The organism is Mesorhizobium sp. M8A.F.Ca.ET.218.01.1.1 (assembly GCF_004791165.1).
Taxonomy (GTDB): domain Bacteria; phylum Pseudomonadota; class Alphaproteobacteria; order Rhizobiales; family Rhizobiaceae; genus Mesorhizobium.
This window is the reverse complement of record NZ_SRUZ01000007.1, coordinates 203,571-218,505: the sequence shown is the minus strand read 5'-3', so window position 1 is coordinate 218,505 and position 14,935 is coordinate 203,571. Positions and strand designations below refer to the sequence as shown.

The 14,935-nt window shown below is 64.8% G+C and carries 15 protein-coding genes; 6 read left to right on the top strand and 9 right to left on the bottom strand.

What is annotated here, in order from left to right:
- Positions 1–29: 29 nt before the first annotated feature.
- Together EN861_RS24805 and EN861_RS24800 are read right to left on the bottom strand one after the other, a co-directional pair.
- Positions 30–989, bottom strand: a complete 960-nt coding sequence (locus EN861_RS24805) for an AraC family transcriptional regulator (protein ID WP_127278006.1) — start codon at positions 987–989, stop codon at positions 30–32.
- 240 nt (positions 990–1,229) lie between these two features.
- Positions 1,230–1,658 carry a VOC family protein gene (locus EN861_RS24800; protein WP_127278007.1) on the bottom strand — a complete coding sequence of 143 codons (429 nt, stop codon included), beginning with the start codon at positions 1,656–1,658 and terminating at the stop codon, positions 1,230–1,232.
- A 155-nt stretch (positions 1,659–1,813) separates the two neighbouring features.
- Between EN861_RS24800 and EN861_RS24795 the strand changes: the two genes are divergently transcribed.
- Positions 1,814–2,068 carry a hypothetical protein gene (locus EN861_RS24795; protein WP_245464337.1) on the top strand — a complete coding sequence of 85 codons (255 nt, stop codon included), beginning with the start codon at positions 1,814–1,816 and terminating at the stop codon, positions 2,066–2,068.
- A 15-nt stretch (positions 2,069–2,083) separates the two neighbouring features.
- Here the strand turns inward: EN861_RS24795 and EN861_RS24790 are convergent, their stop codons facing one another.
- The 4 genes from EN861_RS24790 to EN861_RS24775 all read right to left on the bottom strand — a co-directional run bounded on the left by EN861_RS24790 (position 2,084) and on the right by EN861_RS24775 (position 5,109).
- Positions 2,084–3,253, bottom strand: coding sequence for a PLP-dependent aminotransferase family protein (locus tag EN861_RS24790; protein WP_189343734.1), 1,170 nt, complete (start codon positions 3,251–3,253; stop codon positions 2,084–2,086).
- A gap of 161 nt (positions 3,254–3,414) precedes the next feature.
- Positions 3,415–3,873, bottom strand: coding sequence for a GNAT family N-acetyltransferase (locus tag EN861_RS24785; protein WP_135866423.1), 459 nt, complete (start codon positions 3,871–3,873; stop codon positions 3,415–3,417).
- A 273-nt stretch (positions 3,874–4,146) separates the two neighbouring features.
- Complete coding sequence (locus EN861_RS24780; protein WP_127280753.1) at positions 4,147–4,434, bottom strand: GIY-YIG nuclease family protein; 288 nt, start codon at positions 4,432–4,434, stop codon at positions 4,147–4,149.
- Between the two features lie 186 nt (positions 4,435–4,620).
- Entirely contained in the window at positions 4,621–5,109 is a 489-nt protein-coding gene (locus EN861_RS24775) for a hypothetical protein (protein WP_245512103.1), read from the bottom strand.
- A gap of 101 nt (positions 5,110–5,210) precedes the next feature.
- On the opposite strand from EN861_RS24775, the gene EN861_RS24770 reads away from it, so the two are divergent.
- A complete protein-coding gene (locus EN861_RS24770) occupies positions 5,211–5,810 on the top strand; it encodes a DUF922 domain-containing protein (protein WP_135866162.1) in 600 nt (199 codons plus the stop codon).
- Positions 5,811–5,857: 47 nt separating this feature from the next.
- On the opposite strand, the gene EN861_RS24765 is transcribed toward EN861_RS24770, so the two are convergent.
- Complete coding sequence (locus tag EN861_RS24765; RefSeq protein WP_135866160.1) at positions 5,858–7,393, bottom strand: acid phosphatase; 1,536 nt, start codon at positions 7,391–7,393, stop codon at positions 5,858–5,860.
- 182 nt (positions 7,394–7,575) lie between these two features.
- On the opposite strand from EN861_RS24765, the gene EN861_RS24760 reads away from it, so the two are divergent.
- A complete protein-coding gene (locus EN861_RS24760) occupies positions 7,576–8,838 on the top strand; it encodes a cytochrome-c peroxidase (protein WP_135866157.1) in 1,263 nt (420 codons plus the stop codon).
- A gap of 206 nt (positions 8,839–9,044) precedes the next feature.
- On the opposite strand, the gene EN861_RS24750 is transcribed toward EN861_RS24760, so the two are convergent.
- Complete coding sequence (locus EN861_RS24750) at positions 9,045–9,749, bottom strand: SDR family oxidoreductase (RefSeq protein WP_135866153.1); 705 nt, start codon at positions 9,747–9,749, stop codon at positions 9,045–9,047.
- A gap of 334 nt (positions 9,750–10,083) precedes the next feature.
- Complete coding sequence (locus EN861_RS24745; protein WP_135866151.1) at positions 10,084–10,701, bottom strand: XRE family transcriptional regulator; 618 nt, start codon at positions 10,699–10,701, stop codon at positions 10,084–10,086.
- Between the two features lie 136 nt (positions 10,702–10,837).
- Between EN861_RS24745 and EN861_RS24740 the strand changes: the two genes are divergently transcribed.
- From EN861_RS24740 to EN861_RS24730, 3 genes are all read left to right on the top strand, one after another.
- Positions 10,838–11,974 (top strand): FAD-binding oxidoreductase, encoded by a 1,137-nt coding sequence (locus tag EN861_RS24740; protein ID WP_127870370.1) that lies wholly within the window; start codon positions 10,838–10,840, stop codon positions 11,972–11,974.
- 49 nt (positions 11,975–12,023) lie between these two features.
- Entirely contained in the window at positions 12,024–13,643 is a 1,620-nt protein-coding gene (locus EN861_RS24735) for an ABC transporter substrate-binding protein (protein WP_127870369.1), read from the top strand.
- Between the two features lie 187 nt (positions 13,644–13,830).
- Positions 13,831–14,931 (top strand): serine hydrolase domain-containing protein, encoded by a 1,101-nt coding sequence (locus tag EN861_RS24730; RefSeq protein ID WP_127279306.1) that lies wholly within the window; start codon positions 13,831–13,833, stop codon positions 14,929–14,931.
- Positions 14,932–14,935 lie beyond the last annotated feature (4 nt).

Sequence of the window (14,935 nt, the reverse complement as noted above, 5' to 3'; positions counted from 1 at the left end):
TATCCCACGGGGGATCGCTGTCGGAGACGCTACCTAGCGCTACTTGGCGTCGAGCCGAAGCGGCGGCGGAAACAGCGATTGAAATAGGAGACGTCGGAAAAGCCGCTCAACAGCGCGATCTCGCTGACCCGCATGCGGTCGTTGCGCCGGTCGCGCAGCATGCGATGGGCTCTCTGCAGGCGCAGTTCGAGAATATGCTCGGCGAAACTGGAGCCCGTTTCCTGCAAGAGATCATGGACGTAGCGCGCGGAAAGCCGCAATTGCTGGGCGATGTGCTGGGCCGAGATGCCGGGATCGGCGAAGTTGTCCCGCATCTTCTGCAGGATGGCCCGCAGCCTTGCCGCGCGCAGGCCGCGCACGCCCGCAAGCTCGGCGATCTCGCCCTTGGCGCCTGTCGCCAGCCCGATCAGGTCGACGATCGTCTCGGTGGCGTGGGCGACGAGATCGGGCGAGAGCAACGCCGGTCCCGCTTCCAGGAAGCCGCAGTAGCGCTTGAGCATGTCGAGCGCTTCATTGTCGGCGCCGATGGTCAGCGCCAGGCGATCCTCGACATGGGCAAAGGCATTTTCCAGGATTTCGCGGGGCACCACGACATTGGTCCAGACATTGTGGTCGCCGCCGGTCATTTCCAGCGCTTCCGAAGCCGAGACCAGCGCGCCTTCGCCCCTGCCGATGCTGTAGTCGCGGCCGGTCTGCACGCCGCTCAGGCTTGTGTCGCCATCGTTGACCAGCAGCAGGTAACCGTCGCGGCCGTCATCGGCGATGTTGCGGGTCTTGCGGCTGGCGTGCCTGATCGTCCCGGCCATCCGTCCGAGCACCAGCGGCCCGATCGCGGTGGCTTCGATATCCGCCTGGAAAGGCACGTTCGCGGAGATGGCGTATTCGACCGACCATATCTCCGCGACGTGGATGTCCTGCCAGAGCGCGAAGCGCGCGCGGTCGTCGAGATGCGGCGGCAGATCGACCGACGAGAAGACATTCTTTTTCAACGAGCAACCGGCCTTTCCCGCGCACGCGTCCTCCCTGAAGCCGCACCCTATGGGACCGATTTGCCTCCTGTCCAGAGGCGGCGCTATCCATGCCCTGCAGGACAATTTCAGTGCGGCACAGGTCAAGAATCCGAGCGGATTCGCCAGCGCGGGCTCGAATTTCCAAATACCCGGAAAAATGCGGCGCGGAATCACCCGCATCGCTCGGCGCTGTGGCGTCTGCCGGCCGAGTGCCCTTACCTAGAATGTGATCTTCACGGAAGCCGCACTGCGGTTGGCCGGGCCGTGGTGGACGGCCTCGATGTTGTTGCCGTCGGGGTCGAGCACGAAGGCGGCATAGTAGCCGGGATGATAGGGCCGCTCGCCCGGCGCGCCATTGTCCGTGCCGCCGGCCGCCAGCCCGGCTTTGTGGAAGGCATCGACCATCGCGTGATCCCTGGCCTGGAAGGCCAGGTGATGACGGCCGGTCAGCTTTCCCTGTGCGGCCCGGCTGTCGGCGCTGGAGATGAACAATTCGTCGGCCCAGAAATAATCCTCGCCGGTGCCGCCGATCGGGACACCGAGCACCTGGAAGACCGCTTCGTAGAAGCGCCGGCTGGCGGGGAGATCCCGCACCACGAGCTGGAGGTGGTCGATGAGCCGGCCGCGATGCAATTCCTGGGTTTCCATGAAAGCTCATCCTCGCAAGGTCTCGAATTTAGGTCCGGGCGGCAGGGCGTCAACGCGCGGCACGTGCATCTGCTGACAACCAGCGACAAATCTTCGGGCGCGATGGAACCATTCGGCTGACGGCGAGTTTGGGGGCGCGGCGGGAGGACTTGCGATTGGATTGTTTTCAGAAGCTTGAAGCGCTAATCGACAGCGCCGATGCCGACGGCATCGAGGAAGCGAACGCATTGCTGCGCCGGTTCAAGGATAGGTCCGAACAGACGACGCGGGCCATCGATGAGTTCATGCTGGACTTCAAGACGTTGGTCTTCGTCGTCGAGACCGGCGTAGAGGGTTTCCAAAAGCCGATCCGCAAGCTCGCCCGCGCCAGGCTCGCGAAGCTCAAATATCTGGTGAACGTGCCGGCGTAGGCGCCGGGCGCGGGCCTAGCTCTTGAGCAGCGCCGCCAGCCGTGGAATGCCCTCGGTCACGGCGCGGCGATTGGCCAGCGTGAAGGACAGCCGCAGCGTATTGCGCCCGGTGCCGTCGGCGTAAAAGGCATTGCCGGGCACGAAGGCGACGCGCGCCTCCTTCACCGACCGCGCCAGGAGTTCGGTGGCGTCGGCGCCTTCCGGCAGCGTCACCCAGACGAACATGCCGCCTTCCGGGCGGCTCCAGGTCACGCCCTCCGGCATGTTCGCTTCCAGCGCGCCGAGCAGCCCGTCGCGGCGCTCGCGATAGGCGCCGATCAGCTTGTCCACCTGGCCGTCGAACACGGATTCGGCGACGCGGTGCATGACCATCTGGTTGACCGACGGGCTGTGCAGGTCGGAGGCCTGCTTCATCAGCACCAGCTTCTCGATCACGTGGCGCGGCGCGCAGACCCAGCCGACGCGCATGCCCGGCGACAGGATCTTCGAGAACGAGCCGCAATAGAGCGTGCGTGCCTTGTCGATGCCGCCGGAGCGCGCGCAGTCCAGTGCCAGGATCGGCGGCACGCCTTCGCCGTCATAACGCAGCGCCCGGTAGGCGGCGTCCTCGATGACGGCGATGTCGAGCTCGCCGGCAAGGTCGAGCACGGCCTCGCGCTGCTTTCGGTCCAGCGTGTTGCCGGTCGGATTGGCGAAGTCGGGCACCAGATAGGCGAACTTCACACGCCCGCCATTGGCGGCGGCAGCGGCGCGATAGGCCGCCGGCGTCATGTTGCCGCCTTCGGGGCGCAGCCGGTCGTAGCGCGGCTCATAGGCGTTGAAGGCCTGCAGCGCACCGAGATAGGTCGGCCATGTCACCAGCGCCGTATCGCCCGGCGACAAGAACAGCTTGCCGAGATAATCCAGGGCCTGCTGCGAGCCGGAGGTGATGAAGATGTTGGCCTCGTCGCACGCGATGCCGAGCTTGCCCATCTGTCCGGCGAGCCACTTCCGCAGCGGCAGATAGCCTTCCGAGACCTGATACTGCAGCGCCGCCCCGGCTTCCGCCCCGCCCAGCACATCGGCATAGGCGTCGCGGATGGCATCGGCCGGAAACAGCGAGGGATCGGGAATGCCGCCGGCGAACGAGATGATGTCGGGCTGGTCGAGCAGCTTCAGCAGCTCGCGGATTTCCGACGCCTTCATGCGCGACGAACGCGACGCCAACAGGTTCAAAAGGGTCAAGACACGCCTCCCGGACGTATTTACAATAGGTCAACCTGACTGACCTATATCCGCTTTGTCAGCCGATTTGAATAGTGCCTGAAAGGCTTCCGCTATACGCCAGTCGCCGTCGGCGTCCGTGTCTAAAGGCTCTTCTTGTAACCAATATGGCTGGCGGTGAAGCCGAGCCCTTCATAGAAGCGGTGCGCATCCGCCCGGCCCTTGTCGGTCGTGAGTTGGACAAGGCCGCAGCCGCGCGCCCGGCATTGTCCGATCGCCCATTCGAACATCTTCTTGCCGATGCCGCCGGAGCGCCTGCCGCCGGCAACGCGAACCGCCTCGATCTGCCCCCGCCACGCGCCCTTGCGCGAAAGCCCGGCAAGGAAGGTGATCTGCAAGGTACCGATCACCACGGCGCCGTCGACGGCCACCGCCAGCAGCTGGTTTGGGTCGGCGTCGATGGCGTCGAAGGCATCGACATAGCCTTGCGCCAGCGGCAACGAGGCATCTTCGCGGCTCGCTCCCAGCGGATCATCGGCGAGCATGGCGACGATGGCCGGCAGGTCGGAGGCTTGCGCCTTGCGGAATTGGATGTTGGTCATGGCGGATGAGATACGGCTAGCCGTCACCGGCGGCAAGGTTCGGCTCCCCTTCCCCCTTCGTGGGGATGTTCCGGCTTGGCAACATGCTTCTCACGACAATGGGCTAGTGGCAGGCTGACATCAGATGTTAGGATGATGAGGCACCTTCGAAGGTTAGCCTAAGCTATCCCATCTTCGTCATCCTAGGGCGAAGCAGGAGCGCAGCTCCGTCGCGGAGACCCTAGGATCCATGCCGGGACGCCTGCAACGACCAAAGCGGGGCAGGACACAACGCTACCACCCAGTGCCGCGGAACAACTCGAACCATTCCGGATTTGCTTTTTCGATCAGTTCGATCTTCCATTGTCGCGACCAGCGTTTTAGCGATTTCTCGCGCTGAATGGCATCGGTGATGTCGAAATATTCTTCATACCAGACCAGTCGCTGCACACCATATCGACTTGTGAAATACGAGCCTTTGCCGGACTTGTGCTCGGGCATGCGGCGACCGAGATCGTTCGTGACGCCGATATAGATGGTGCCACCCTTCTGGCTCGCGGTCATGTAGACATAGCCGGTCATAAGTTAAGGCTATCGGGTAACGCGTCGGGAGAACATCCTGGTTCCGCTGTGTTCCTCGGCGAACGTCACGGCATGGATCCTAGGGTCTGCGCTGCGTCGCTTCGCTCCTTGCTCCGCCCTAGGATGACGACGGTACGGATGCTCAGCCCAATTGTAGCTGCCACAGCCGCCGCACAGTATCACCAATCAATCCCCATCGGCAGGCTTGGCCTTGCCGCACTGCGCCAGCACCTTGCCGATGGCCGCGCTCGACCCCTTCAGGGGAAAGCTGATATCGCCATATTTGGCCGCGCTGACCGACACATCTCCCTTCGAGCGCAGCAGGTCGAGCAGCGGGTCGGCTTTCGCCAGATCGACCACGAAATAATTGTACATGGCCTCCAGCTGCAGCGTCTTGGTCACCGTCTTGCCATCGGCCTTGAAGTCGAACTCGCCGCTGATGCCCGGCTCCAGTTGCTGGCCGCTGTCACCCAGATCGTAGCTCAGCACCGGATTGTCGAAACAGGCCAGCATCAGCTGCGCATCGCCTTTCGGCCCGCCGCAGACGGAGGCGGTCAGCACGCTGCCGCCCTCGTCTTCCTCCATCTTGGCGCTCCAGCCGCAGGACGCGGCAAGAACCGGCTGCACGCCGAGCAATGCCGCCAAGGCGCCAGCGGCAACGAAATATCTTCTCATGACTTCCCCCTCCGGGCATTTGCAGCACCCGCCGGCAGCATATAGGAAAAGCCGTTGAATGGCATTGCCGTCCGGCAAGGCCGCGCGCCTTGGAGAGAGCGGTGTCGAGAGCCTGTGTTCGCCTGTGTCTTCTGACCGCCGCCCTGGTGGCCTTGCCGCTCGCCGCCCATGCCGAATGGAAGCCGGTCGAGAAGGTCGAGACCTATGCCATTTCAGGCCAGTCCGGACCGGAGCTCTACCGCTCGATCGGCGAGAATGGGCCGAATGTCGGCGTCGGCCGCGCTATCGCCCACACCAATTTCAAGCTGACCTGGACCAGGGATTATCAGCCGCGTGCCGGAGCCTGCGTGCTGGTCTCGGCCAAGCCCAGGCTCATCATCACCTACACCTTGCCCAGCCCTTCCTCGCCGCTGCCTTCAGCCATCCAGAAGAACTGGGAGGTTTTCCTCGCCGGGGTCAGCGCCCACGAAAAGGTGCATGGCGCGACCATTGTCGACATGGTGCGCAAGATCGAGGCGGTGACAGTCGGCCTGACCGTCGCGGATGACCCCAAATGCAGCAAGATCCGGGCCGAGATGACCAGACGCCTGGCCGCGCTCTCGCAGGCGCAGCGCCAGGCAAGCCGCGATTTCGACCGCGTCGAACTCGGCCAGGGCGGCAATCTGCAGAAGCTTATCCTTGCGCTGGTGAATGGCGGCTGAGAACGGCCACCGCGCCACACGGCGCGGCGGCATGACCGCGGTCCGCTCTACCGGCTCAGGTCCAGCGCCTCGCTCAGATCCCCCATCGGCGGTTCGCCATTGGCGGCCAGCGCCTTGTCGCGGGCGACGATGCCGGTCAGCACCGGCAGGTCGTAGCGCGCGGTGATGAAGCGCAGGATCGACGTCGTGTCGTACTGGGTGTGGTCTACCGTGCCCATCCTGGCATAGGGCGAGACGATGAAGGCCGGGATGCGGTTGCCCGGGCCCCAGCGGTCGGCCTTGGGCGGCGCGACGTGATCCCAGAAGCCGCCATTCTCGTCATAGGTGACGACCACCAGCATGTGGCCCCATTGCGGGCTCTTCTCCAGATGCGCGACGACGTCGGCCAGATGCTGGTCGCCGCTCGCCACGTCGGCATAGCCGCCATGTTCATTGAGATTGCCTTGCGGCTTGTAGAAACTCACCGAGGGCAGCTTGCCGTCGTCGATCGCCTTGATGAACTCGGCGCCATCCAGGCCACCGTCCCGCAGATGCTCGGCCCGCGCGGCGGTGCCGGGTGCGTAAGCGGCGAAATAGTTGAAGGGCTGGTGGTGGTACTGGAAGTTCGGCACCGGAGTGGCGTTCTTGCCGTCCAGCGTTGCCTGCCAGGCGCCGCTATACCAGGCCCAGTCGACGCCCTTCAGCGACAGGAGATCGCCGATGGTGATGTCGTGCTGCGGCGGCAGCGTGGTCGGCGCGGTCGGGTCGGCCAGCGCCTTGTCGCCGCCCTCGGCCGGTTTGTTGGCGCTCGGCTGATAGGGCGGCTGCATGGTGTTGACGGCACGGAAATCGGGCGTGATGGCGCCATCATTGACGAATTTCGGCACGCCCCCGAGCGCCGATGCCGGCGAATTGTCGGCGACCTTCAACGACGCGCCGTCGGCATCGACCACGGCGATCTGGCCCTTGATCGGACTGGTGTCGGCGTGCGGGTAGACCGGCGTACAGGCGCAGGCGAGCTGGAAATGGTTGAGAAAGGAGCCGCCGAATGCGCCCTGGAAGAAATTGTCGGCCAGCACGTATTTCTTCGCCACCTGCCACATCGGCAGGCTCGAGCCGTCATAGTGGCCCATGACGAGGCCGCCGGAATCGGCCCAGGCGACGAATTTGTCGTTCTTCCCGCCATTGATCTGCATCTGCTCCTGGTAGAAGCGGTGCCAGAGGTCGCGCGTGACGACGGAGGTCTTCTCGTTGAAGCCCTGGGGGTCGTCGATGGCGAAGCTGGCATTGGCGAGATGCGCCGATTGCGCCTCGGTCACCACTGGCGTCACCCCCTTGCCGGTCAGTCCGCCCCATGCCGGCGGCAGTTCTGTAAGCGGCTTGCCGTCGCGGTCGAGCTGGCGCGCCTGGTCGGCCGAGACATTGGCCAGGCCATTGGCGCCGGGGAAGCCGCCATAGAGATTATCGAAGCTGCGGTTTTCGGCATAGATGACGACGACGGTGTCGATCTTGTCGAAGCCGGGAGGGGCGGCATTGGCCGCCGCCAGGGGAAGCAGGGCCGAACCGGCCAGACCGAAGGAAGTGAAGAGCTTAAGCCTCGTCATGGGAAGACCTCGTGGCTTGACCGTGGCTAGAGGGGTGCGGGAACCATAGGGCAGCTAACGTGGCTGCCTTGTCACCTTTGTGACAGCCGCCGCCACGGCGAACACGGTTTCGTGAGCACTGGAGCCGGTCATCAATCCGTTGCACTGCGTTCTTATTGCCGGGCCAAAGCGGACCATGCCCCATGACCAGAAGACGATGGAAAATTCGGGCGATCGCCATTGCCGCGATCTCGACCTTTGGCCTTGCCGCGCCCGCGAATTCGGCGGGGCCGGATGGCTTCCATCCCGGCCCACTGTCGCGCGCCGAAGCCTTCGCGCGCGCCAAGGCGCTGACCGCCTTGGGGCGAAAAATGTTCTTCGACCCCTCGCTCTCGGCCTCGGGCAAGCAGGCCTGCTCGTCCTGTCATGATCCTAGCCATGCTTTCGGGCCGGCCTCGGCGGCGCCGGTCGAGATGGGCGGACCGAACCTCGACCTGCCGGGCCAGCGCGCGGTGCCGTCGCTGCGTTATCTCCAGGCCGCGCCCGCCTTCACCGAGCATTTCCATGATTCCGAGGACGAGGGCGACGAAAGCGTCGACAACGGTCCGACCGGCGGCTTGACCTGGGACTGCCACGCCGACCACGGCAAGGACCAGGCGAAAATCCCCCTGCTCTCGCCCTTCGAGATGGCCAACAAGGGTGCCGGGGCGGTCACCGCCGCCTTGCGCAAGTCGGCCTATGCCGGCGAGTTCAAGACGGTGTTCGGGCAGGATGTCTTCAACCATCCCAACGATGCCTTCGACGCCGCCGCCGAGGCGCTCGGCACGTTCGAGCAGAGCGCGGCCGATTTCTATCCCTATTCCAGCCGCTACGACGCCTTCCTCGCCGGCAAGGCGACGTTGTCGACGCAGGAGCTGCATGGTCGCGCTCTGTTCGAGGACGAGAAAAAAGGCAATTGCGCCAGTTGCCATCTCAGCGAACCCGCCAATGACGGCGAGCCGCCGCAATTCACCGATTTCGGCCTGATCGCCATCGCCGTGCCTCGCAATCCCGCCATTCCGGCCAATGCCGACCCGGCCTATGCCGATCTCGGCCTGTGCGGCCCGCTGCGCACAGATTTTCACGGCCGCACCGACTATTGCGGTCTGTTCAAGACGCCGACGCTGCGCAACGTCGCGCTGCGCAGGAGCTTCTTCCACAATGGCGAGTTCCACACGCTGCGCGACGCCGTTGCCTTCTACGCCAGCCGCGATACCGACCCTGGCCGCTGGTATCCCCGCAACGCCGACGGCACGGTGAGGAAATATGATGACCTGCCAAAGGCTTACTGGCCAAACCTGAATCAGGACCCGCCCTTCGACGGCAAGAAACCCGGCGACAAGCCGGCGCTGACGGATGTCGAGATAGACGACATTGTCGCGTTCCTGCAGACGCTGACGGATGCAGACCAGGTGGCAGCGAAATAACCTGAGACGCGGCGGGACAGCGCCCCCCTCTGTCCTGCCGGACATCTCCCCCACGAGGGGAGAGATCAGCTTTGATTGCGGCTCTCGCCCATTGTTTCAACGTTCCAAAAAGGCGCGGGGCGCCAACACTGCAATCTCCCCCCTTGTGGGGGAGATGTCCGGCAGGACAGAGGGGGGCGCGAAGGAACACGACGCCCCTTAATATGTCACAGCGCCCGGATAACGCCCCCATCCACGCGGATACTCTGCCCCGTAATATAGCCCGCCCCTTCCGACGCCAGGAAAGCGATGGTCGCGGCGATCTCCTCCGATGTGCCGTAGCGTTGCATCGGCACGTTGTCGCGGCGCTCTTCGGTCGCCGGCAGGCTGTCGATCCAGCCGGGCAGCACATTGTTCATGCGCACATTGTCCGATGCATAGGTGTTGGAAAAAATCTTAGTGTAGGCGGCAAGGCCGGCGCGGAACACGGCCGAGGTCGGGAACATCGCGTTCGGCTCGGCCACCCAGGCGGTCGAGATGTTGATGATGGCGCCGCCCTTCTGCTTGACCATCTGCGGCGCCACGATGCGCACCGGCCGGATGACGTTCATCAGATAGACGTCCATGCCGGTGTGCCACTGCTCGTCGCTGATCTCGAGGATCGGCGCGCGCGGCCCGTGGCCGCCGCTGTTAACCAGCACGTCGATGCGCCCAAAGCGCTCCAGCGTCAGGTCGGCGAGCCGCTGCAGGTCGTCATTCGACTGGTTTGAGCCGGTGACGCCGAGCCCTCCCAGGTCCTTGGCCAGCGCCTCGCCCTTGCCCGACGAGGACAGTATGGCGACCTTGAACCCGTCCGCCGCCAGCCGCTTGGCCGCCGCCGCCCCCATGCCGCTGCCGCCGGCAACGATGACGGCTGTCTTTTCTGAGCTCATGGATTTTCCTTTTTGGGTTGGCGGGAGTCGCGGTTTCAGCGGTCCTATAGCCGGTTTCGCCAGGCAGTTCGAACCAGAAAGACTGAATCGATCTGCAAAAAACTTGGGCGGGTGGCGCTGCCCTCATTGCCCTGCCGGGCATTTCTCCCCGTATAGTGACGGGGGGAAAGAAGCCGGTCGCAACGCCGGCGCCCTTACTTGCGACGTTGGGGATTGGCGAAATCATCCGCCACAGCCCCCCTCTCCCCGTCACTTTACGGGGAGAGGATGCCGGCAGGCAGGTGAGGGGCAGCGCCGACATCAGCCGATTGCAACCGACGCGGCCAATCGCCCCCTACCCCTCCACCGTCTCCAGCACGGAAAGCAGCGTCCCTTCCATGTCGGGCTCGTCGCCGGAGCAGACGCACAGCATCTCTGCGTCGCCCTCGCCCACCGACAGGTAGGCGTGGCCCATGGTGGAATCGATGTAGACGCTCTCGCCCACTTTCAGCCGCACCGGCGCGTACTGGTCGGTGTGCAGTTCGATCTCGCCCTTGAGCACGATCAGGAATTCCTCCCCAGCATGCCTGGTCAGCGGGCCGAATTCCTGCGGCGTGCGGGCGCGCGCATAGGCGTGGATGGGCACCATGCGCTTGCGCACCAGATCGGTGGCCAGATACCGGTAGTCGTAGTTGCGGGTCAGCTGGCGCAGCGTGTTGGACTGCGAGGTCACCGAGCGGCGGGTGCGTGCCGCGGGCTGCTTGCGGTCGCCGCTGAGCAGCTCCGTCACATGGATGCCGAGCCCCTCGCAGATCTGCAGCAGCTTGTCGTAGCTCAGCGACATCTGGTCGTTCTCGACCTTGGACAGCGTCGACACCGCGACGCCGGTGAGAGTGCTGACCTCCTGCAAGGTCCACCCATGTCTCTTTCTCAGGGCACGCAGACAATCACCGAGGTTCGGTTGCTCCGACATTGTCAGCTCCATGGCGCGGCAGCCGGGCCGCTTGTCCGCCCTAGGTAGTCGAACTCCCGACCGCCATCAACAACACCAACAATTTTCTTATACGCTAAATATTGACTGGATACGAAATTATTTTTACGACTGGAGGATGCGGTCGAACTCCCCCGGAAAGATCATCGTCATCGGTGGCGGCATTGCCGGCCTCTCGCTTGCCGCCGAGATGGCGGACTGGGCCGAAGTCACCGTCATCGAGCGCGAACCGCATCTCGGCTACCATGCCAGCGGCCGCTCCGCCGCCCTGTTCAGCGAGACCTATGGCAACCGCCTGGTGCGCGCGCTGACGCTGGCCAGCCGGCAGGCAATAGCCGACGGCGGCTTCGCCGCCCATCGGCGCGGCGCATTGCATGTCGGCTGGACGGGTGACGACGCTGCCATCGACCGGCTGGCCGGCGAATTGCAGGCGCTGGTGCCCAGCGTGCGCCGCCTGTCGGCGGCCGAGCTTCACGCGCTGGTCCCGGTCATAGCCAGGGAAGCCACCTGCGGCGGCGTTTACGAGCCGGACGCGGTGGATGTCGACACGGGCAAGATGCTGGCGGCAAGCGCCTCGGCGCTGAAAGCCGGCGGCGGCATCATCCGCACCGGCGAGGAAGTCCGCGCCATCTCGCCCGACGGCCGCGGCCTGCGGGTGGAAACGAGCGCCGGGGTCTACTCGGCAGACATCGTCGTCAACGCCGCCGGCGCCTGGGTCGATGTCGTCGCCGGCCTGGCCGGTCTTTCCGGCCTCGGCTTCCAGCCGAAACGGCGCACCGCCTTCCTGTTCGATGCGCCCGCCGGGGCGGACATATCCAACTGGCCGCTGGTGGTCGACCTGCACGAACAGTTCTATTTCAAGCCGGATGCCGGCAGGCTGATCGGTTCGCTTGCCGACGAAACCGATTCAGAGCCTTGCGACGCCTGGCCGGAAGACATCGACGTCGCCATCGCGGTCGACCGCATCGAGCAGGCAACGTCGATGCGCATCGGCCGTCCGTCGACGCCATGGGCGGGCCTGCGCACCTTCGCGCCCGACCGCACGCCTGTCGCCGGCTTCGACCCGCGCCTGCCCGGCTTCTTCTGGCTCGGCGGCCAGGGCGGCTACGGTTTTCAGGTGTCGCTGACACTGGCCAGGATGAGCGCGGCGCTGATACGCGGCGAGCCCCTGCCCGCGGATGCCGCGGCGGCGCTCGGCGTCACCGCCGCGGCGCTGGCGCCCGACCGCTTCCTTGCCCCGGCAGCGGCGCCATGAAATTCAGGCCCTTCCCTCAACCCGTAAAGTGTCATCAGGAGCGTTTGCGATGAAATCCACCGTTCTGCGCACAGTGCTTGCCCCGTCCCTTCTGGTTTCGTCCCTTCTGGCCTGGTCCGTCCTTCTCGGCGGGCAGGCCTATGCCAAGACCCTGGTCTATTGCTCGGAAGCCAATCCCGAGACCTTCAACCCGGCGATCGGCATCGCCGATTCCACCATGGACGCAGCCGCCAAGACGATCTTCAACCGGCTGGTCGAGTTCAAGGCGGGCACGACGGAGGTGGGACCGGCGTTGGCCGAAAGCTGGGATGTTTCGCCCGATGGCAAGACCTACACCTTCCATCTCAGGCACGGCGTGAAATTCCAGTCGAACGAGCATTTCACGCCCTCGCGCGACTTCAACGCGGACGACGTGCTCTACACCTTCAACCGCCAGCGCGACGCCGACAATCCCTACCACAAGCTCGGCGGCGGCGCTTACGAGTACTTCAACGCACTGGGCATGGGCACGCTGATCGACAAGATAGACAAGGTCGACGACCACACGGTGCGCTTCACGCTGACGGCTCCCAACGTCACCTTCCTGGCCGGGCTGGCGCTCGACTATCTCTCCATCCTGTCGCTGGAGCAGACGCAAAAGATGGTCGCGGCCGGCACACCCGAACTGATCGACAGCATGCCTGTCGGCACCGGCCCGTTCGTGCTTCAGGCCTATGTTCCCGACAGCCAGGTCCGCTACGCCGCCAACAAGGATTACTGGCGCGGCGCGCCGAAGATCGACACGCTGGTCTTCGCCGTCACGCCCGAGCCGACCACCCGCGTCGAGCGCATCAAGGCCAATGAATGCCAGGTCGCCGCGCCGCCGCCGCCAAGCGCGGTCGCCGATCTGCGCGGCGACCCCGACATCACGGTGCTCGATCTCAAGGGCCAGAACATCGGCATCCTCGGCTTCAACGTCGACCACCAGCCGCTGGGCGACGTGCGCGTGCGCATGGCCTTGGCAAAGGCCATCGACCGCAAGGCGATCGTCGAAGCGGTCTATGCCGGCGCCGGCACCGTAGCCGGCAGCGTCGTGCCGCCGGCACAGCTCGGAGCCGTCACCGATGCCGGCATCGACTATGATCCCGATGGCGCCAAGAAGCTGCTGAAGGAGGCCGGCCACGAAAGCGGCCTCAAGATCAGCCTGTGGGCGATGCCGGTGTCGCGCCCCTACAACCCCAACGCCAAGCGCATGGCCGAGATGATCCAGGCCGACTGGGCAAAGGTCGGCGTGCACTCGGAGATCGTCAGCTTCGAATGGGGCGAATATCTCAAGCGCACCGCGGCGGGCGAACAGGACACGTTCCTGCTCGGCGGCAGCAGCGACAATGGCGACCCCGACAACATGCTGAGCTATCTCCTGTCCTGCGACGGCGTGAAGGGCGGCTCCAACCGCTCGCGCTGGTGCGACAAGGATTTCGAAAAACTGCTGGACGAAGGCCGCGTCGCCGCCGACCCGAAAGAACGCGCCGCGATCTACGGCAAGGCGCAGGCGATCCTGAAGGCCGAGGTGCCGGTGGCGCCGATCGCCCATTCGATGGTGGCGATCCCGATCCGCAAGAGCGTGCTGAATTATGTGCTCGACCCCTTCGGCCGGCAGAATTTCGCTGCGGTCGATATGGCGGAATAGAGCGGAGCGCCGCCCTTCCCTTCTCCCCTTGTGGGAGAAGGTGGCCTCGCGAAGCGAGGTCGGATGAGGGGTGTTCCAGGGAACGCCAACGCCTCACTCCGTCACGCACCCCTCATCCGTCTCGGCGCTGCGCGCCGATCCACCTTCTCCCACAAGGGGAGAAGGAAAAAAGGAAAGCGAGACATCCATGACAAAGAACCTGAACGCCCTACTCGACACCTACCTCGCCGACGGCGCTGTCGGTGCTTCGCTCGCCTATGCCAAGGGTGGCTCAACACCAACGGCCCTTACCGCCGGCCTCGCCGACCGCGCGCATGGCACCCCTGTCAATTCAGACCAGCTGTTCAAGATCGGCAGTTGCACCAAGACCTTCGTCGCCGCCGCCCTGGTCAAGCTCACCGAGACCGGCAAGCTCGACCTTGGCGCGCCGATCTCCTCCTGGTTCGCGGACCTGCCCGGCGCCAAAGACATTTCGGTGCGGCAGCTGATCAACCATCGCAGCGGCCTGCCGGAATTCGAATATTACATTCCGATGGACCCGGGCCGGCAATGGACGCCGCGACAGCTGGTCGACATCGCCTTCGCCTCCGACAAGCAGAAGGCGCCGGGCGGACCCGCCGTCTACAACAACACCGGCTATGTCCTGGCCGGCATGGTGATCGAGGCCGTCACCGGCCAGCCGCTGGGCGCCTATGTCAGAAGCGCGATCCTTGACCCGCTTGGCCTGAAGAACACCTGGTCGCCGGCGACCGAACCCTTCCCGGAAACATCGATGGTGCGCGGCTATTACCACCGGCCGCCGCCGGCGCCGAACGCGCCCACCGACATCGCCTCGGGCGGCGAGATGTGGCGCATGGACGGCGTGCTGCCCTATTCCGACGAACTGCAGGACTCTTCGGATTCCTTCCCGTTCGGCGCCGCCTATGGCTGCGGCGACATGGTGTCGACGCCATCCGACATGGTGGGCTTCATGCGGGGCCTGTTCTGCGGCAAGCTGTTGTATCAGCCCTTCTTCGCCGAGATGTTCGAACACCGCGTGCCGGCGAGTTTTCCAGGCACGCGCATGCGCGAGACGGGTGCCGGCATGTTCCAGAGCACCTATGCCGACCGTGCCTTCTATGGGCATCAGGGCAGCATTCCAGGCTATGTCGCCGTCATGCTGCACGATCCCGAGACGGACCTCACCATCGCCATGACCAGCAATGTCGGCTCCGGCAATCGCCTCTCCTTCCAGGCCAGCGGCCTGCATCCGGTCGTCGATCAGGCGATCCGCATCATTCTCGACTGACCGC